The following is an 18655-nucleotide window of genomic DNA, read 5'->3' on the forward strand; positions in this document are numbered from 1 at the left end:
ATTTGTTCATACTTTTATTCAAACTAGACAATCTAACTTATAAGGATAGTTTTTCTTAATTCAATTATCCTCATGATTGATTCTAATTGGTAAATTCAAGTATGGGAGATGTGATATGACTAAAAAGCAAGACTTCTTGACGAATGGAATGGGTAAACGAGTAATTACCGTTCAAACAGATAATAAATTTCCCAATCCCCGGAATGTCCCTGGAGACTCTGTCGATGAATACTCGGTGTTAAAGGATGGAAACCAATACTTGGCCGAAAAGGAAATTGCCCAACAAAATGAAAATGGCTGACAAATGAATGCAGCAAAGAAGACCGAATCCTAAGACTCGGTCTTCTCTGTTGCATTCATTTTCATTGTGTTTTCTTTAAGGAGTTTAAACGCAAGGAAAAGCAAGATAATACCAAATACTCCAGCAATAATATAACTTATATTTAAATAGTTTTTCATTAACACTGACATGAGTGGTGGTCCTGCTGCAACACCAATAAATCGTGCAGAACTATAGAAAGAGGAAATTGTTCCCCGCTGTGTCTTTTCAATATTTTCAGTAATGAGCGCATCCAAAGTTGGCAGCATGGCACCAATCGCGATTCCTAATACACTTGTTATTATAAGCAGCAACACAATTTTTTCCTTCGTATAGCCAACAAAAACTATACTTCCTGACATTAATATTAAGCTAATCAATATAATCTTTCTCATCAACGGTATGCTTCCTTTTATCTTCCTTCCCGCCACATAAGAGGAGATACATAAGAAGAACAAAGGGATTGCCAAGACAAAGCCTTTTTTAATGCCTTTTAAATCATGTAATTTTTCTAGACTTTCCGATAAAAAAAATAGCACTGCAAAAAGAACAAGCATGACAAAAACGCCCAATAGGAATACAACGGAAAGCCACTTCCCTCCCTCCTCAAAGGTTACTTTCGTTTTATTTAAAAATTCTTTGAACTTTATTGGTGCCTGATTATTCTTCGGTACTTTTATAAAGAAAAAAACGAGAACAATCGAAATTAAACTAAAAAAGGAAATAGAAAAGAACGGTAAAAACCAAATAAGTGAAGCGAATAAGGATCCTAAAATCGGACTTAACACTTTCCCGAAGGTATTCGATGTTTCAATTATGCCTAAACAGGAACTTGTTTTCTCATCATCAGCTTTATAAAGGTCCCCTACTAATGGCAAGACGATTGGAGTTGCCCCAGCCGCACCAATCCCTTGAAGTACGCGGCCCAAGATAATCCAGGTATACGGATTGTCCATCTTCCAGGAAACAAAACCAGCAATCAAACCACCTATCAAAGCTAAAATAAGGCTGGGTAGGATAACTTTTTTCCTTCCAATGCGATCAGACAAGTAACCTGCTACTGGGATTAGAAAAATGGAAGCGATTGAATAACTGGTGATTATCATACTCGACTGAAAGGATGTTATGTTCACTTTTTCTTCAAAAACCGGCAACACGGGAATAAGCATAGAATTTCCTAGTGTCATGACGAGCGGAATCGAAGCCATGCTTACAATACACCAAGCACTTACCTTCGTATTATCGCATTTCTGATTTTCCATTCATACACCCCATCATAGTTAATACATTGTAGTTTAACCATATATAAAGAAAAACCGTCACGAGAACTAATAACAATTAATAGTTTACAAACCAATAAAAGGGAACCTTTAAAATTTCAAAATATTGAATACACTTTTAGATTTGCAAAAAAAAGCCGTTAAGATCAGCTTTTCAGCTATACCTTAACGACTTTCTTAAATTAAGCTTATAGGCCGCATTTTAATTGTGCGCCACAATTCGTGCATGTATTACATCCGCCCATTTCCTGAACTTCACCTTTACGGCAAACAGGGCAGGTGTTACCTACTTCCGACCCAATCGTAACATTCGTCGAACGCAGTTCATTTATCGTATCAACCAATACGACTTTTTTCTTTTCTTCCACATCTGTTAATTCATCCATTTCAAGTTGCTCATCCATTTGGTTTTCTTCCGCTTTAAGCGTAAGAACCTGACTGTCACGGCTTCCATCTACATACACCGTACCGCCTTTTGCTCCGCCTTTGTATAGACGTTCATATACTTTTTCTACTTGTTCAACGGTATATCCTTTAGGAGCGTTAACCGTTTTACTAATCGAACTGTCAATCCAGCGTTGAATTATGCATTGAACGTCAGCATGAGCTTCAGGAGCCAATTCCATTGCAGAAATGAACCATTCCGGAAGCTTTTCTGGATCCGCTTTTGGATGGCGATCCAAGTATTCCTGTACGATGTCAGCCTTAACCTCAATGAATTTACCAAGACGACCGCTACGGAAATAGGTGAAAGAGAAATATGGTTCAAGACCAGTTGATACCCCAACCATCGTACCTGTGCTGCCTGTAGGAGCAACTGTCAATAAATGAGAATTACGGATGCCATGTGCAGCAACACTTTCTCTGATATCTTCTGGCATTTTTTCCATAAATCCGGTTTGAGTGAAACGCGTTCTAAGCTCATTCGTTTCTTCATCAGTTGACCCGATTAGGAACGGGAAACTGCCCTTTTCTTTAGCAAGGTCTACTGAAGTCCTGTAAGCTGTAGTTGCAATCGTTTCAAACACCTTGTCTACCAGGATATTCCCTTCTTCAGATCCGTACTCCGTTTCACAATAGATTAACAAATCATGTAGACCCATAACACCAAGACCAACCCGTCTCTCGCCGAGTGCTTGTTTCTTGTTTTCATCTAAGAAGTAAGGGGTTGCGTCAATGACGTTATCCTGCATACGCACACCCACTTCTACGGTCTGCTTAAGTTTCTCAAAGTTAACTGTTTTGTTATCTTTATCAGCCATTTCTGCTAAATTGACAGCTGCTAGGTTACATACAGAGTATGGAGCCAGTGGCTGTTCACCACATGGGTTCGTTGCTACAACTTGTTGTCCGTATGCTTTTGCATTTGTCATCTCGTTAGCATTATCAATAAAGAAAATACCAGGCTCAGCAGAATAAGTAGCACAAATATTAATTAAGTTCCAAAGCTCTTTAGCTCGGATTTTACGGTAAACACGGACTTTGCGGCCCATTTTTTCCCACTCGCGTACATCACCGACATTGTGCCATTCTTCATTATAAATCGCCATTTCTTCAGCATTATAGCTTTCAACATCCGGGAAACGCAATTCATATTCGCCATCTTGTTCGGCAGCTTCCATAAATTCCTTAGTCAAGCAAATCGAGATATTGGCGCCTGTTAGAAAATCGGCATTATGGACACTGTACGTTCCGCCTGTACGAACCTTTTCCTCGGCCTCTCTAATGATTTTCTCGCTAAATCCGCCTAAACCCGGAATCTCTTTATAGTTGATAATACCTTGGTACATAGCCGTTTCCTGTTCGGTATGCGGAGTGAATTTTAATTTATCTGTAGCGTACTTTTTGATGGTTTCATCTTTTGTGTTTTCCACTAAGTAGCGAAGAATCCGTGGATTTTGCATTTTCGAAATAATGAACTCAGCAATGTCTGGATGCCAATCCGCAAGCATAATCATTTGTGCACCGCGTCTGCTTCCGCCCTGTTCAACAAGATGGGTCAATTTCGCAATATCATCAAGCCATGAAACTGAACCGGAGGATTTTCCATTTACCCCTTTTGCCAATGTATTTCTTGGACGAAGTGTCGATCCGTTCGTACCTACACCGCCTCCGCGGCTCATGATTTCCATGACTTGCTTTCTATGTTCGGAAATTCCTTCGCGTGAATCCGGAACAAATGGCATTACATAGCAATTAAAATAAGTAACATCCGTGTTAGAACCGGCTCCATATAATACACGTCCTGCTGGGACAAAATTAAGGTTCTTTAATTCTTCATAGAACTTATTGAACCATTCCGTTCTTTTTTCTTCAGTCTTTTCCACTGAAGCCAATCCCGTTGCATTACGTTTTGCAATTTGTTCATAGTATATTTCAAGCGGCTTTTCAATGATATCAAGCGGTCGATTTACAATCCCCGTTTCCACTTCTTCCGGGTTATCTAATGCTCCGCGGAATTCATCATCCACTAATACCTTAGCTTTTTTCGTTTCCCAATCTATTTCAACGATGTAACCAAGACCCCGTGCAGGGAATTTCGGATCTTCCTTAATCGTCAATACTACAAAATCGCCAGTCGAGAGCGTAATTTTTTCAGTATCCTTAAAAGAATAGCGGTCAAGCATAACTAGACGGGACACGCCTTTATGCGTCATTTTCATATCAGCTGTTACAGGATGGACCTGGGGAAATAAAGAAATATCCTTATTCAACCTTTCTAGATCAACCTTTATAGCTTCTTTTATTACAACCGACATAATTCCCTCTCCTTTATATGTTTCAAGATCCGTTCTTGCTGCAAAAATTTATATGTAGTCTTACATGTCCGTTTCGCTTAACAAGTTACCCTAAATTTATCATAGCGAAACTCAAAAATCAATATATAGTGTCGCAATAAATATTTCGACTACTATATATTGTGTTTGTGTTGATTAACTTTTAATTTTGTCAAACGATAAATCAATTAATATAGTTAGTAAAAGGGAGGAAAATGTCGATTTATAATAATTTTTCATCAGATTTCAATTAATTTGAACCTTGCTTTTTCCCTGTCCTTGTTAGTGCTTATCGTTGCAAGGAAAAGCTTATTTGTTTGCAAAAATCTGAAAAAACATTTTTATTATCTGTTCTAATTATCCTGCTTCTTCTATCTCAAAAAATTCCATTCATCGCTTTCATATTTGCTTTCTGCAATGGCTTTCACTTCCAGCAATTGCTGTTCAGTGAGGACGTATGGCTCTAATTCGATCGATAGTCCATCGGCAAAACCTTTTTCAAAAGCAACTTTTGCTTCAGGGATGGTAATCTTTCTTCCAGCAATATCATTAATGGCCACGGCTTTGTTTTTTAAGCTTTTTTGCATTCTCTCTTTAACCCTGTCATTTGAGAATTTAAAAACGCTAAAGAGCTTTTCATCATCAAGTTCAAGTAAAATGGACCCATGCTGAAGGATTACACCTTTTTGCCTTGTTTGTGCACTGCCAGCTACCTTCCGGCCTTCAACAACCAATTCATACCAGCTTGGCGCATCAAAGCAAACCGAAGATCTTGGTGTTTTTAATGCGGCTTTCTCCTGCTCGGTTCGAGGTACAGCAAAATAAGCATCCAATCCAAGATTCCTGAACCCCATTAATATTCCTTCAGAAATAACTCGATATGCCTCAGTAACAGTAGTAGGCATTCCCGGATAGGATTCTGGGACAATTACGCTATAAGTCAATTCATGTTCGTGCAGTACAGCACGTCCTCCTGTTGGTCTGCGAACAAAACCGAGGCCCTGCCTTTTAACTTCTTCTATATCAATTTCAGATTCTGCCTTTTGAAAATAACCAATCGACAATGTAGCTGGGTCCCAACCATAAAAGCGTATAATCGGTGGTATTTCCCCTTTACTCTGCCAGTTTAAAAGAGCTTCGTCCATCGCCATATTAAAAGCTGGTGAACAATATCCAGAATCTATAAATCCCCATTTTTCTTTTGTCATCCTTACCCCTCATTTCATGTAGACTGTTTAAAAGTAAGTCAGTAATTCCGTCATAAAAAAACTCACATTTAGTAGTTTAACAGACTTTAACACTCTAAAAAAGAAAGTACCATTAAGTCGATAAAGAATTTTACGAAAATATTTTTTGATTATTAGTTAAAGCAATTATATAATAAAGATTGTCTGTATTCGTTAGGTAGAAGGGAGTTTTTATGTTTGGAATTATTATATACACTGCTCATCATCATAGGAGTGGTTATTGCGTATTCACTTTTTAATTGGTACCGCCAGCGTAAAATCGTTAAAACGTTAACACAGGATGAATTTATTGCTAACTACAGAAAAGTACAACTAATCGATGTGCGGGAACCAAATGAATTTGATAATGGTCATATCTTAGGCGCAAGAAACATCCCTATGACTCAAATGAAAACACGCCTGGTCGAAATTAGGCCGGACAAGCCTGTATACTTGTACGCTCAAAGCGAAATCATCAGCGGAAGAGCTGCAGCCATGCTATACAAAAAAGGCTACAAAGAACTGTTTCACCTAAAAGGCGGTTTCAAAATGTGGACCGGTAAAATTAAAGCAAAGAAATAAGAACCCATCTCCGCATGGGCTCTTTTTAATTAAAAAGCTATCATACTAAAAATTGAAATGAAATGCCGTCTTATAGCTTATTATGTCTTATGGTATATTCATTTCCAGCCGGTCATTCTCTATACATATAAAAAATAAAAATCCCCGCCCAGATGGCAGGGATTTTTATTTAGGCTATTAAGCCTGATAACGGAGGACTGGTTTTCTTGCAGCAAGCGTTTCATCCAGCCTTTTAATAACTGTTGTATGTGGCGCTTCCTGTACGATCTCCGGAGTTTCTTCCGCTTCCTTAGCTATCTGAATCATCGCATCAATGAACGCGTCGAGAGTTTCCTTTGACTCCGTTTCAGTCGGTTCTATCATCATTCCTTCTTCCACGTTCAACGGGAAGTAAATAGTAGGTGGATGATAGCCGAAGTCTAGTAATCTTTTGGCAATATCGAGTGTTCGGACGCCCAACTTCTTTTGCCGGCGGCCACTAAGCACAAATTCATGCTTACAATGGCGATTATATGGTAAATCAAAATATGGTTCCAACCTACGCATCATATAATTCGCATTGATGACCGCATTCTCCGTGACAGCCTTAAGACCATCAGGACCCATAGAACGAATGTACGTATAAGCCCTCACATTTATTCCGAAGTTTCCGTAATAAGGTTTAACTCTTCCTATGGATTGCGGGCGATCATAATCCAGCATAAATTGCTCATCTCGTTTGACCACGAGTGGTTTAGGCAAGTAAGGAATCAAATCCGATTTTACTCCGACAGGACCAGAACCCGGGCCACCACCACCATGTGGACCTGTAAATGTTTTATGGAGATTTAAATGGACCACATCAAAGCCCATATCACCTGGGCGGGCTTTAGATAGGACTGCATTAAGATTGGCCCCATCATAATAAAGCTTCCCACCAGCATCGTGGACAAGTGTTGCCATTTCCAAAATATTCTCTTCAAACAATCCTAATGTATTGGGATTCGTCAGCATTAAAGCCGCTGTATCCGAACCTACCACGCGCTTTAAATCTTCAAGGTCAACTAAGCCATTTTCATCTGATTTTACCGTAATCGTTTCGAGCCCCGCAACAGTGGCGGAAGCTGGATTCGTACCGTGTGCCGAATCAGGAACTATCACTTTCGTCCGTGCTGTATCGCCGTTCGCTTCATGGAAGGCACGAATCATCATTAATCCTGTCCATTCACCATGTGCACCTGCTGCTGGCTGTAAGGTCACTTGATCCATCCCTGTGATTTCTGTTAAATGTTCTTGCAAGTCAAATAATAGTTCCAAGGCTCCCTGTACAGTCGCTGGATCTTGATATGGATGAATATGGGCGAAACCGTTAAAACGCGCCACATTTTCATTTATCTTCGGGTTATACTTCATCGTACAAGAACCGAGTGGATAAAAGCCCGAATCCACCCCGTGATTCCGTTTGGAAAGAGCTGTATAATGACGCATGATATCTAATTCCGATACTTCTGGAAGCTCAGCCTCTTCTTGACGGATGTATTCGGCAGGAAAAATCTCTTCAAGTGAAATTTCTTCAACATCCATTTCCGGTAGACTGTACCCGATTCGACCGGACGTACTGATTTCAAAAATGAGTGATTGATCTTGATTATTCATGTTGATCCCCCAATTCCTGCGCAAGTGCATCAATTTCTTCTTTTGTTCTAAGTTCTGTTACAGCCACAAGCATATGGTCTTTTAGCTGTGGATAAACAGTCCCTAAGTCGAAGCCGCCGATAATTTCTTTTTCAAAAAGACTTTGATTAATTTCTTGGTAAGATGCCGGCAGTTTAATGACAAATTCATTAAACGATGGTCCCTCAAACACCACTTCTATTCCTTTTTCCTTTATAGCTTTTTTCGCATAATAGGCTTTTTGAATATTATTCACTGCCATTTCTTTGACACCCTTTTTCCCAAGTGCGGTCATCGCAACAGAAGCTGCCAAAGCATTTAACGCCTGATTGGAACAAATATTGGATGTGGCCTTGTCACGACGAATGTGTTGCTCACGAGCTTGAAGCGTCAGCACAAATCCCCGTTTACCATTTTCATCCACTGTTTGCCCGACGAGACGACCTGGCACTTTTCGAACAAGTTTGTTCGTGACCGCAAAGTATCCGCAATGCGGTCCGCCAAAAGCTGCTGGAATACCGAATGGCTGAGCATCGCCTGTTACGATATCCGCACCAAGGGCACCTGGAGGGGTCAATGCACCTAGTGCAAGCGGGTTACTTGAAACGATAAACATGGATTTCACACCATGAATGATTTCTTCCATTTCTTTCAACGGTTCAATACGTCCAAAGAAGTTTGGATATTGCACAATGACTCCCGCAATATCGTCTTTCGCCAATTCCTTTAAGGCAGCTAGATCTGTCACACCATCTTTAAATGGAATTTCAATGACTTCCACTCGCTGACCTTTCGCATACGTCTTAACGACTTCCCTTGATTCAGGATGTACTGCCGCTGAAATTAGAATTTTCTTACGTCGTGTATGACCGGATGCAAGCATCGCTGCTTCCGCTAATGCCGTCCCTCCGTCATACATGGAGGAATTGGCTACATCCATTCCTGTCATTTCACAAATCATCGTTTGATATTCAAAAATGGCCTGAAGCTCCCCCTGTGAAATTTCTGGCTGATAAGGGGTGTAGGCTGTATAAAACTCCGAGCGGGAAAGAACATGATCGACGATGACCGGTGAATAATGGTCATACACGCCCGCACCAAGAAAGGAGGCATAGTTTTTAAGATCAGCATTCTTGGAAGCAAGTTTTGATAATTCTTTCATTAAGGCTGGCTCTGATTTAGCTGGTTTAATGTCATATTCGCCTTGAAAGCGGACACTTTCAGGAATATCGTTGAAAAGGTTCTCAACAGAAGGGACCCCTATTACCTCCAGCATTTGTTGTTTATCCTGCTCTGTCATGGGTAAGTAACGATGTTTCATCTTAATGACCATTCCTCTCTATTTACGTGGTTTTTTATAAAAAGGTGTTTGTATAATAACAGCTTTCAATCGTTTTGAACGAATTTCCACTTCGACTTCAGAATCCATCACCGAATAATCTTTATCGATAAGTACCAATCCTACATTTTTCTTCAATGTTGGTGATTGAGTGCCAGTCGTAACTTCACCAATGACTTTATCCCCACTGTATACCTTATAGCCATGACGAGGAATGCCGCGGTCAATCATTTCAATTCCGACAAGCTTACGTTGTGCCCCTTTTTCCTTTTGTTCAGTAAGAACGGCTTTCCCGAAAAAGTCGGCTTCCTTATCCACTTTAACCGCAAAACCAATCCCGGCTTCAATTGGGGTAATATCTGGTGAAAGCTCCTGTCCATAAAGCGGAAGTTTAGCTTCAAAGCGGAGTGTGTCACGTGCCCCTAAACCTATCGGCAGTATCCCTTCTTCTTTTCCTGCATCTAGAATAGCTCTCCAAAGGGCCGGGCCATTTTCACTGTGGCTATATATTTCAAAACCATCTTCACCCGTATATCCTGTACGTGAAACCATCGTGGAAAGCCCATTTATCAGGACATTTTCCTTGAATTTAAAAAAGCCAATTTCACTCAAAAGTGTATCATTAGATATTTTTTGTAATATTTTCTCTGCCAAAGGTCCCTGCAGTGCCAACTGTGTATAATCGCTTGATACATCCGAAAGTTGGACATCCTCTGAACAATTAGCTTGTAGCCAGTTAAAATCTTTTTCTGTATTGGCGGCATTGACCACGAGCAGATAGTCGTCTTCTGCCTTTTTATAAATGATAAGATCGTCAACAGTACCGCCGTTTTCATAACACATAGCCGTATAAATTGCTCCGCCCTGTTTTAGCTTTGATACATCATTGGTCATCATTTTTTGTAAAAAGGAAAGACTCCCTGGGCCCTTCACATCAACCTCACCCATATGGGAAACATCAAATAAGCCAGCTTTTGTACGAACTGCTTCATGTTCGTCCTTGATACCCGAAAATTGGACAGGAAGTTCCCAGCCGCCAAAATCGATCGTTTTTCCTCCGTATTCACGATAAACCTCAAATAGTGGCGTTCTTTTTAAATTGGTCAAAAAATGACCCCCCTTAGATTTTTTAGATTTACTTTGCTCACTTTTCTAAAAGCTTCTTTCCATTCTGTCAGATCATCTTATACTTCTCATCCTGATTCATAATGTGGAAAAAAGGGCACAAAAAAGGACAGAGAAAGCCCTAAAGAGCTTTTTCTCTGTCCTGAAACCTGAAAGTTTACCTATATAATAGGCTTTCCCCTTTGGTGGCCGTTCTGCAACGAGCGGCGCTCTCCAGAGTTGCGTCCAATAAGAGTTCTTTTGCCTGAGAGATTCACTGCTAAGTTTGCTCCTTCGGCGCTACATTCGTAGTCTCTCCCCTTATCTTCACCCGCATATAAATGTGTCTCCACCAATTAGGAAAGTAATTAATCCTACTGATAGTTAGTAAAACCTCTGTGCATTTACAATATGCTTTTTCTACCAACTCTCCTTAAAACTTCAGAACTTAATGAATGATCTCTAGTCTGTTAATCTGGGATAAAGTAAGAGGCGGTTGCCCATACTATGAAAAACATGAACTACATTCATAAAAATGTACGCTTCTCTTAAGCGTTTGGGAAATTGGAATTTTCTAAATATACTTACATCCTACCTTAAGAAACTTTTCTCTGCAATATTTTTTACTGAGAAATATTTTTCTTACTTCACATATAAAATGTTCGGGTTTCAACCTTAAATAAGAAAATTATGATTTTAGAAGGAGTAGTTTCAATGAAAATTAATATATCCTTCAGTTCTGATTGGAATGACGAGTTTCTACAAAAGATGGAAAATGACGGTCCATGGGGTAATTGGGAGCTTTATAAATTGGCTGTTCAAATGGAAGAAAACCTCATTATTCCTGATTTTGAAGGTTTACAGGCACCCAAGCATCTTCCACAGCTCACCCCACTTCCCCACCAATTGGAAGCGGCAAAGCAGGTAGTTGAAAAGATGAATGGAAAAGCCATTTTAGCTGATGAAGTAGGTCTCGGGAAAACAATCGAAGCTGGCTTGATTCTAAAGGAATATATGATCCGAGGTCTTGTTAAAAAAGTATTAATTCTTGTCCCCGCTTCACTTGTAAGTCAATGGGCTTTTGAATTGAATACCAAGTTTCATATTCCGGCTGTTGTTCAAAGAAAAAGCTATGTGTGGGAATCATGCGATGTTGTTATATCATCCATTGATACAGCGAAACGCGCTCCCCATCGAGATATCATTTTTAATCAGCAATATGACTTTATCATTATTGATGAAGCTCATAAACTTAAAAATAATAAAACGAAGAACTATGAATTTGTCCAAAATCTGAAAAAGAAATTTTGTTTATTGCTGACAGCTACGCCAATTCAAAATAAAGTCGAAGAAATTTTCCATCTTGTTTCGTTATTGAAACCGGGACACTTGGGAAATGCAACACTCTTTTCTGAGAAATATAAAGGCAAAGGCCGAAATGTTATTGAGGATGAGCACCTAAAGGAACTCGTCAACACTGTAATGATTCGGAACCGACGGGCTGATACTGGAATTGAATGGACAAAAAGGCAGGTGGAAACAATCATCATTGAATTTTCTCCAACTGAACAAGCCTTGTACGACGCTGTTTCCAAATTTAAGCCTATTTCAGATGGATCGAAGGGAAGTTCTTTTTCAGCACTCACGCTCCAAAGAGAAGCATGCAGCAGCAGAGAAGCCGTTTTTTATACATTGAAAAACATGAAAGCCAAATATGAACAGCCTTCCCATGACTTTTTAGCAAAGCTAGATGAGCTGTTTGAGAAGGTAAATGAAACAGAACAAAACTCCAAGGCTGAAAAAGCTTTAGAGCTCATCAAGAAAATTGATGACAAAGTGATTATCTTTACCGAATACAGAGCCACTCAGCTATATTTACAGTGGTATTTACAACAGAATGGAATTTCCTCAGTTCCCTTCCGCGGCGGCTTTAAGCGTGGAAAAAAAGACTGGATGAGAGAATTATTCCAAAAGCAGATTCAAGTTTTAATTGCTACCGAAGCCGGTGGGGAAGGAATAAACCTTCAATTTTGCCACCACTTGATTAATTTTGACCTGCCATGGAATCCAATGAGACTTGAACAAAGAATTGGACGGATTCACCGACTTGGCCAGGAAGAAGATGTCATGATATATAACTTTGCAACGAAAAATACAGTTGAAGAACATATTTTGAAATTATTATATGAAAAAATCCATTTGTTTGAAAAAGTAATTGGTGAATTGGATGATATTTTAACGAAGCTGGATATTACTAACATCGAAGAATATTTAATTGACGTGGTCGGCGAGTCCCGAACTGAGGGTGAAATGAAAATCAAGATGGATAATTTTTCATCGATGATTCAATTCGCTCAAACTATGAAGGAAGGTGAGATTCATGCAGCAACAGGAAATTCATGATTTTTTAATAACTTTCTTTGAAGCTAATGATTGTGAAGTACTAGAGAATGCCCCATCCCATATCACTGTTCAACTGACGATTGAAATGGATAAAGAGTTAATGAACCGTCCCTTTTATTGGCATTATCTTGAAAAAACGAGCGGGATTCCAAACCCAGCCCAGATTACCTTCATTACTGATCCTGAACAGGCTCCACCCAATATGAAAGGAGAACGAATTCACTTTGGTTCGCCCCGTCTCCATCAAATTATCGAATCAACAAAAAGGCTGGCTGGATATACTAGACTTTTCGAGGATACACTCCCCTCAAATGGTCGGCATAATCCATTGTTCCCCTGGCTTACACTAAATGTAAAAATATCTTATCAATGTGATCGAAAAAAAGATACCTTTATGTCTGTCGGATTGAATTTAATCTCCGGGGAGATCATGGAAGGATTTCACAATCGTGTTTTACCGGTTAAAGTCACCCCAAAGATACCGGATTACTCCTTCACCCTCTCACCATTAATCATGCCAAAGAGTGGGTTAGCAAGACTTGATACATATATCCGAACCAGCTTCGAGAACGATGACCATTCTTGGGCGGAAGAAGCCATGGAGCGCTGGCAGAATGACTTAAATTTATTGGAGCATTTTTATAAGGATATGGATGAAAAAAGCGAAAGTTATTTCACTGAAAAACAGGCATTACAGGCCCAATATGAGCCAAATATTCTAATATCAATCATCAATGGCGGTTTATTTTACTTATCAGATAGAGCGTTAGGATAAATGGATCTATTTTTCAGAAATGATTTCTCTACTACAACCGCCTAGCAGGTTTGCCTGACTAAAAAAAAGAAAACAGATGTCCAAAAGCTTAGGACATCTGTTTTCTTTTTTTGATTTTTTTTCTTACAAACATCGACAAAGCGAAAGGGACAATACCAAACCAGTGGGACACACCAGTATTTTTATCCTCTTTCCGATGACGACGTTTTTCTTTCCGTTCTTTCTTAGTCAAATTAAAATATTCGACAAGCTGCTGTGTAAGATATTTGATATAAGCGTTAGTAGACATACAATATCACCCTAAATAAAGTATGCCCCGCTTATGCTTCTTTTATTCTTTCAAGTTTACCCGAGATGGTTACTATTTGGGCCTGCTTGTTGTATCGATGGTAAGTTCTCCATTTCCATTTAGGGGAAGCCTGACATTGGACAAATCATTCCGTTCGTAATCCCATTCTCAGTCAGCCAAAAACGTTTTCATCCTTCCTGAATCCCTTCTCCACTTGTTACTGACACAGTTTTCACACTGGAGTATTTTCAGTCTATTAACTCCATATCACTGAATCCGCACCATCAGGTTGCCTTCATACGTGTTATACAGACTGTTTTTCTATCCATTCTACAACTCTACCTAACTCTTTGTCATATTGAATAATGATTCTACCAACTCGGTTATCTTTAGTCGAGGAAGCAAATTCAATAAAGGCATAACGGGCATCTTGTTTCGTTAATATATAATGGACATCACCATTGGGATATGAGATATCCCCCTGAAGGTTCTTCGGTATATCTTCACCCCATCCAGCTGTTACCTCATTAACGGCTAGATGCACTAAATGATCGGCCACAAGCGTTTCTTCCACTTCTTTATAAAATTTTTTATCGATGACAAATTGATCGATCATTAATATCGTGAACATGATAAAAACACTCGCTACAATCATGACCATCGGGAAAACGACCCCTTTTTGATTATTCATCAACTTTCGTCTCACTTTTAAAAAAAGGATGAAACCTGCGAATAACAGTATTCCCTGCTTTATCCGTTATATTTAACACAATGACGTTACCATCCTTCTCAACCTTAAATTTTGAAATGTTCTGCAGGATGACCTCATGACCTTTTCCATTCACTCGCCTGCGGAGCTTATCTTCATATTGTTCAATAAAAGATAACTGGTCACCTGAAAGTAAATATAATTTATTTTCTATTACATCCTGACTTTTAGCACCCCTGACCTCCTGTTGCATTTGCATCGTAAAGATCTCCCACTCTTTAGGATGCAATTTGTCTTTTGATTCCAACTGTGTGTGAATAATTGAAAAAAGTTGTAAGATGAAAATAGAGATGGTCATTAATATCATTAAAGAAAAAAGCATTTCAATTATTGTAAAGCCATCATTTTTTCGTAGCATCACAAATGGATTCTGATTTACCCATTTCATTTTCATATCGTACACATCCTTCAATCATACCTGGGAAATCCTTCTGTTCCTTCCATGTTAGTTCATACAATCTTTTCTGATAATGGATTTCCTGGTCGACAGCATTTACCTCCCCATCCATGAAGGCGGTCAATCTTTCATATAACAAATAGTGGGCTTCTGTCCTTAAGACAACATTTTTCCTATTGGTCATAATCTCCTCAAGTATCGGCAGAATCGAAATGATCAAGACTATACAAATCGAAAAAGCGGCTATCATTTCTAAGTAGACGTAACCTCTACTGTTTCTCAATCCTAAACCTCCCTTTACCGATATTAAGGACTAACTTGTACTTCCCTTTTGTCGTATCAATCATCATCGTCCCTGCTTTTGAAGCATTTCCATACTGATTAAAATGAAACGTAAGTCCTAATGTTCCACTTAAGAACTGTATATCCTTTGGTATGCTTCTCTCAAGCACAACCCCCTCCTTATAGGATGTTACCGTGTAAATCCTATTCGTATTATCCATATGAAGGTAAATCAGACTTTCATGGCTGATGGCATACTGCTGCGCATAGAAAATGTCCTCTTTCAATTGAGAAATGAATATCTTATTTTCCATTCCTTTAATAAAGCTTGGATATAAATTTAGACCGATGCCACTTAGCAGTACAAAAATAACGAGGACGATGAGGGTTTCTGACAGGGTATAACCTCCACAGGAAGGCCGCATAATCAATTTGCTGCTATTCAATTACCGTAACCTTTCCCTTGTTATCCAGACTAATACCATCCCCATTCGGACATGATTTTTGTTTAAGGTACCCTTGACTTTCCATTTCATCAATACTTGCAGGAAGTTTGCCATTATCTATTTCATAGGCTTGTACCTGTGCTTGAGCCATCTTAACAAACGCTTCACACCCTTTAGAGTGAATCGTCGATTGATGCTTTGTTATATTTGGGATTGTAATAATCAATAGAATGGAAATTACGAGTAAAACAATAAGCATTTCAATTAATGTAAAACCTCTTTCATTCAACACTTTCTTCATATCATTCTGCTGCTAAAAAAATGAAAATAGATTAGAAATTTCACACACCTATCCTATTCCCAAAATTATTTCAGCGCAGATTCACCTCCAGAATTTATTAAGAATATTCTATATCCCCTCGAGCAGAGAAAACATTGGCAGCAAGACCGCTAAATAAATGGAAACAATCAGCAGTCCAATCAACGAAAACATAAGAGGCTGAATGATTTTCAAAATTGAATTCATTCTTTCTTCAATTTTCTCTAGCAAAAAACGACTGTAATGAAGTAACTCTGAATCAAGCCTGCCGTACTTTTGACCATTTGCGGCTATTAATGGTAAATTTCTATCAAAGTAAGGCAGCTCCTGAAAAATCATTTCTAGCGATCTACCTTCAATTAAATCATCTTTAATAATTGAGCAAAGTTTCTGGTAAAAAGGCTGCTGCTGATTTATGGAGAATAATTTGATGCTTTCGTTAATGGAAAGCCCTCCAGAAAGTAAGCCACTGAATTGGCTTGCAAAAAAATACGTTTCATATAACTTAATGAATGTACCTGCGAGAGGAATGTTTAATAATATTCTTCGCTGCCTTAAGGGGCATAACTTGTTAAACCAAAATTGTTTGAGTAAAAAAAAGAAAAGGAGCAATGCGAGCAAGATGAAGGGGATGACAGGGAGGATAACTGAAGAGGCTACCAGTAATTTCAGGATGATATTCTGTTCAACATCCATCGTAAAAAAGATTGTCTGGAATTTTGGAAGGAGGACACTCTGCAGGATATAAAACACGATGTTCACAAAAAAGAATAAGAAAATTGGATACACCATCAACTTTTTCACTTTATCCAAATCTTCCGTCCTCTTCTTCCAGTATCTACCTCCTTCTATCAACGCCCTATTGAGGTCGCCGCATTGTTCTCCATAAAATATATAACTAACAAGTTGTGGATGAAAATTAAGATGGGTTAACACTTGATGCAGCGGATGCCCGTTCCTTAAATCCTGAATAGCCTGAGTAAAATCCTCAGCTTTCTTCTTCGATTCCTGAAATTCCAGAAAATGTATCGCTTCGGCTAAGGGATAGCCATGACTTAATAATTCCCCCAGCTTAGAGATAAAGACAGCTTGTTCTTTTATCCTCCATTTACTTTTTGCCTTCATCGTATACCAGCCGTTCAAATTCATGTGAATCCACATAGCCCATTGCCACCGCTTTTCCTATCTCATCCTTTAATTGGCGGTAGGAGACCGTCCCCTTCCCTTTTTCCTCTTTCGTCATCTTCAATACTTCTGCCAAGCTTTTTCCATATAGCAGTTCATACACACTTGCCCTTTTATTACGAGCAATCATTTGGCAAGCAGATGTACAAACCTCTTTACATTGCAGACATGTTAGTTCAACTAGCCGCTGAGCCGTCACACCAATCAAGCTCTGTTCTATCTCAAGCAAGCTGATTCCAAATTCGAGCAACCTAGAGATAGCTCCTTGTGCATCCCTTGTATGCATGGTCGTGAGGATTAAATGACCCGTTAATGCAGCGCGAACTGCAATTTTTGCTGTTTCAGAATCCCTGATTTCCCCGACCATAATCACGTCAGGATCATGCCTAAGCACAGCTTTTAGACCAACAGAGTACGTAATACCTGCCTTTTCATTAATTTGAACTTGTAGGACTTTTTCTGACACATTTTCAATGGGATCTTCAAGGGTAATGATGTTTCGGTTTATCATCTCTTTTGAATGATGAAGCAAGGAGTATAATGTGGTGGTTTTCCCGCTACCAGTCGGACCGGTAAATATGAGCATGCCATGGGAATGTTTCAGAAGAGCAACCAGTTTTTGAACGGTGTTTGGAAATAGGGATAACTGTTCTAGAGGAAGGATATTCTGCTGGGGAATCAAGCGGATGACTAAACTTTCGAGATGTGCAGTTGGTAATGTGGAAAGGCGAAGTCCTACCACTTTTTTTGATAAATTGACGGTAATTGAACCACTCTGAGGTCTTCTTTTCTCACCTATATCCATAGCGGCAAGGAACTTTAAATGGGAGATCAGTCGTTCCGTTTCAAAGAATGACAATGTTTCCTGAGGAACGAGTTTGTTGTCAATCCTGAATTGAATGAGAGGGCCCTCTCTGCGTGGTAAAACGTGAATATCCGATGCCGATAATTGAATGGCACGGGAAAGGATTTTTTCTGCTTTCTTTTCAATCGATATCAAATCTTTCATCACCTCCTAAGTATCTTGTAGTAGTGTTTCGACATTGCACGACAAATTCCTCCTTATAAAATAAAAAAATCCCCGAAAAAAGATTCGAGAATAAACGTATATGCTCATTTTCAAATCTTGCTTTTATGAAACCAAATTTCTTAACGCATCTTCATTATGTCCAACCACAAGCTTTTCTCCATCAATGAGGATGGGTCTTCTTAATAATTTAGGTTCTTTTGTTAATAATTGGATGACATCAGAAAGTAGCATTTCGTCAATATTAACATGTAAGCATTTATAGGCTTCACTCCTTGTTGCTAAGACCTCATCAAGTCCTTCCGTTGTCAATTCAAGGATTCTTTTTAACTCTCCTTCTGTTGGAGTTTCTTTGAATAAATGACGTTCATCAAAGGATACTTGATTGGTTTTTAACCATTTTTTTGTTTTTCGGCAAGATGTACAGCTTGGGTATGAAAAGAAAGTTAACCGTTTTAACCGTCCCATTCTTAACACTCTCCG

19 protein-coding genes and 2 riboswitches are annotated in these 18655 nt (G+C 39.0%); of the genes, 4 read left to right on the forward strand and 15 right to left on the reverse strand.

Translation table 11 applies throughout. The features are described 5' to 3' along the window. Window positions 1-115 precede the first annotated feature (115 nt). Window positions 116-301 (forward strand): hypothetical protein, encoded by a 186-nt coding sequence (locus tag AKG34_RS15650; RefSeq protein WP_053346930.1) that lies wholly within the window; start codon window positions 116-118, stop codon window positions 299-301. 29 nt (window positions 302-330) lie between these two features. Here the strand turns inward: AKG34_RS15650 and AKG34_RS15655 are convergent, their stop codons facing one another. The 3 genes from AKG34_RS15655 to AKG34_RS15665 all read right to left on the reverse strand — a co-directional run bounded on the left by AKG34_RS15655 (window position 331) and on the right by AKG34_RS15665 (window position 5584). Beyond that, on the reverse strand, window positions 331-1581 hold the full coding sequence (locus AKG34_RS15655; RefSeq protein ID WP_053346931.1) for an MFS transporter: 1251 nt from the start codon (window positions 1579-1581) through the stop codon (window positions 331-333). 206 nt (window positions 1582-1787) lie between these two features. Further along, window positions 1788-4358 carry a vitamin B12-dependent ribonucleotide reductase gene (locus tag AKG34_RS15660; RefSeq protein ID WP_053346932.1) on the reverse strand — a complete coding sequence of 857 codons (2571 nt, stop codon included), beginning with the start codon at window positions 4356-4358 and terminating at the stop codon, window positions 1788-1790. 389 nt (window positions 4359-4747) lie between these two features. Further along, window positions 4748-5584 (reverse strand): lipoate--protein ligase family protein, encoded by an 837-nt coding sequence (locus AKG34_RS15665; protein WP_053346933.1) that lies wholly within the window; start codon window positions 5582-5584, stop codon window positions 4748-4750. 216 nt (window positions 5585-5800) lie between these two features. Between AKG34_RS15665 and AKG34_RS15670 the strand changes: the two genes are divergently transcribed. Next, window positions 5801-6184, forward strand: a complete 384-nt coding sequence (locus AKG34_RS15670; protein ID WP_053346934.1) for a rhodanese-like domain-containing protein — start codon at window positions 5801-5803, stop codon at window positions 6182-6184. Between the two features lie 177 nt (window positions 6185-6361). Here AKG34_RS15670 and gcvPB read toward each other — a convergent pair whose 3' ends face one another. The 3 genes from gcvPB to gcvT are packed head-to-tail and all read right to left on the reverse strand — an operon-like array spanning window position 6362 to window position 10283. Further along, on the reverse strand, window positions 6362-7819 hold the full coding sequence (gcvPB, locus tag AKG34_RS15675; RefSeq protein WP_053346935.1) for an aminomethyl-transferring glycine dehydrogenase subunit GcvPB: 1458 nt from the start codon (window positions 7817-7819) through the stop codon (window positions 6362-6364). Continuing rightward, entirely contained in the window at window positions 7812-9158 is a 1347-nt protein-coding gene (gene gcvPA / locus AKG34_RS15680) for an aminomethyl-transferring glycine dehydrogenase subunit GcvPA (RefSeq protein WP_053346936.1), read from the reverse strand. Before gcvPA ends, gcvPB begins: the two co-directional genes overlap by 8 nt. Before the next feature lie 18 nt (window positions 9159-9176). After that, entirely contained in the window at window positions 9177-10283 is a 1107-nt protein-coding gene (gene gcvT / locus AKG34_RS15685) for a glycine cleavage system aminomethyltransferase GcvT (protein WP_053346937.1), read from the reverse strand. 153 nt (window positions 10284-10436) lie between these two features. Next, a riboswitch (glycine riboswitch) is annotated at window positions 10437-10520 on the reverse strand. Between the two features lie 3 nt (window positions 10521-10523). Next, window positions 10524-10611, reverse strand: a riboswitch (glycine riboswitch). Window positions 10612-10994: 383 nt separating this feature from the next. Here gcvT and AKG34_RS15690 point away from each other — a divergent pair. Then, window positions 10995-12683, forward strand: coding sequence for a DEAD/DEAH box helicase (locus tag AKG34_RS15690; RefSeq protein ID WP_053346938.1), 1689 nt, complete (start codon window positions 10995-10997; stop codon window positions 12681-12683). Continuing rightward, window positions 12661-13458: a YqhG family protein gene (locus AKG34_RS15695; protein ID WP_053346939.1), complete on the forward strand. Its 798-nt coding sequence runs from the start codon at window positions 12661-12663 to the stop codon at window positions 13456-13458. Before AKG34_RS15690 ends, AKG34_RS15695 begins: the two co-directional genes overlap by 23 nt. Before the next feature lie 88 nt (window positions 13459-13546). On the opposite strand, the gene AKG34_RS15700 is transcribed toward AKG34_RS15695, so the two are convergent. The 9 genes from AKG34_RS15700 to AKG34_RS15740 all read right to left on the reverse strand — a co-directional run bounded on the left by AKG34_RS15700 (window position 13547) and on the right by AKG34_RS15740 (window position 18640). Then, window positions 13547-13747: a YqzE family protein gene (locus AKG34_RS15700; protein WP_053346940.1), complete on the reverse strand. Its 201-nt coding sequence runs from the start codon at window positions 13745-13747 to the stop codon at window positions 13547-13549. Between the two features lie 304 nt (window positions 13748-14051). Beyond that, entirely contained in the window at window positions 14052-14438 is a 387-nt protein-coding gene (gene comGG / locus AKG34_RS15705) for a competence type IV pilus minor pilin ComGG (RefSeq protein WP_056526035.1), read from the reverse strand. Next, window positions 14431-14910 carry a competence type IV pilus minor pilin ComGF gene (gene comGF / locus AKG34_RS15710; protein WP_053346942.1) on the reverse strand — a complete coding sequence of 160 codons (480 nt, stop codon included), beginning with the start codon at window positions 14908-14910 and terminating at the stop codon, window positions 14431-14433. Before comGF ends, comGG begins: the two co-directional genes overlap by 8 nt. Further along, window positions 14858-15196 (reverse strand): hypothetical protein, encoded by a 339-nt coding sequence (locus AKG34_RS15715; protein WP_053346943.1) that lies wholly within the window; start codon window positions 15194-15196, stop codon window positions 14858-14860. The genes comGF and AKG34_RS15715 overlap by 53 nt, the downstream gene beginning before the upstream one ends. Beyond that, entirely contained in the window at window positions 15183-15641 is a 459-nt protein-coding gene (gene comGD / locus AKG34_RS15720; protein WP_053346944.1) for a competence type IV pilus minor pilin ComGD, read from the reverse strand. Before comGD ends, AKG34_RS15715 begins: the two co-directional genes overlap by 14 nt. After that, on the reverse strand, window positions 15634-15942 hold the full coding sequence (gene comGC / locus AKG34_RS15725; protein ID WP_053346945.1) for a competence type IV pilus major pilin ComGC: 309 nt from the start codon (window positions 15940-15942) through the stop codon (window positions 15634-15636). Before comGC ends, comGD begins: the two co-directional genes overlap by 8 nt. A 108-nt stretch (window positions 15943-16050) precedes the next feature. Continuing rightward, the gene (gene comGB / locus AKG34_RS15730; RefSeq protein WP_161804943.1) at window positions 16051-17109 is read right to left on the reverse strand and encodes a competence type IV pilus assembly protein ComGB; all 1059 of its coding nucleotides are present in this window, start codon (window positions 17107-17109) and stop codon (window positions 16051-16053) included. Further along, complete coding sequence (comGA, locus tag AKG34_RS15735) at window positions 17069-18154, reverse strand: competence type IV pilus ATPase ComGA (protein ID WP_053346947.1); 1086 nt, start codon at window positions 18152-18154, stop codon at window positions 17069-17071. Before comGA ends, comGB begins: the two co-directional genes overlap by 41 nt. Before the next feature lie 123 nt (window positions 18155-18277). Beyond that, a complete protein-coding gene (locus AKG34_RS15740; protein WP_053346948.1) occupies window positions 18278-18640 on the reverse strand; it encodes a Spx/MgsR family RNA polymerase-binding regulatory protein in 363 nt (120 codons plus the stop codon). Window positions 18641-18655: the final 15 nt, after the last annotated feature.

It is taken from the genome of Peribacillus butanolivorans (genome assembly GCF_001273755.1).
Taxonomy (GTDB): Bacteria; Bacillota; Bacilli; order Bacillales; family DSM-1321; genus Peribacillus; species Peribacillus butanolivorans.

Coding starts and splice junctions, on each gene's coding strand:
- AKG34_RS15650 (WP_053346930.1), top strand. CDS start 116: ATGACTAAAAAGCAAGACTTCTTGACGAATGGAATGGGTAAACGAGTA.
- AKG34_RS15655 (WP_053346931.1), bottom strand. CDS start 1,581: ATGGAAAATCAGAAATGCGATAATACGAAGGTAAGTGCTTGGTGTATT.
- AKG34_RS15660 (WP_053346932.1), bottom strand. CDS start 4,358: ATGTCGGTTGTAATAAAAGAAGCTATAAAGGTTGATCTAGAAAGGTTG.
- AKG34_RS15665 (WP_053346933.1), bottom strand. CDS start 5,584: ATGACAAAAGAAAAATGGGGATTTATAGATTCTGGATATTGTTCACCA.
- gcvPB (WP_053346935.1), bottom strand. CDS start 7,819: ATGAATAATCAAGATCAATCACTCATTTTTGAAATCAGTACGTCCGGT.
- gcvPA (WP_053346936.1), bottom strand. CDS start 9,158: ATGAAACATCGTTACTTACCCATGACAGAGCAGGATAAACAACAAATG.
- AKG34_RS15690 (WP_053346938.1), top strand. CDS start 10,995: ATGAAAATTAATATATCCTTCAGTTCTGATTGGAATGACGAGTTTCTA.
- AKG34_RS15695 (WP_053346939.1), top strand. CDS start 12,661: ATGCAGCAACAGGAAATTCATGATTTTTTAATAACTTTCTTTGAAGCT.
- AKG34_RS15700 (WP_053346940.1), bottom strand. CDS start 13,747: ATGTCTACTAACGCTTATATCAAATATCTTACACAGCAGCTTGTCGAA.
- comGG (WP_056526035.1), bottom strand. CDS start 14,438: ATGAATAATCAAAAAGGGGTCGTTTTCCCGATGGTCATGATTGTAGCG.
- comGF (WP_053346942.1), bottom strand. CDS start 14,910: ATGAAAATGAAATGGGTAAATCAGAATCCATTTGTGATGCTACGAAAA.
- comGC (WP_053346945.1), bottom strand. CDS start 15,942: ATGAAGAAAGTGTTGAATGAAAGAGGTTTTACATTAATTGAAATGCTT.
- comGB (WP_161804943.1), bottom strand. CDS start 17,109: ATGAATTTGAACGGCTGGTATACGATGAAGGCAAAAAGTAAATGGAGG.
- comGA (WP_053346947.1), bottom strand. CDS start 18,154: ATGAAAGATTTGATATCGATTGAAAAGAAAGCAGAAAAAATCCTTTCC.
- AKG34_RS15740 (WP_053346948.1), bottom strand. CDS start 18,640: ATGGGACGGTTAAAACGGTTAACTTTCTTTTCATACCCAAGCTGTACA.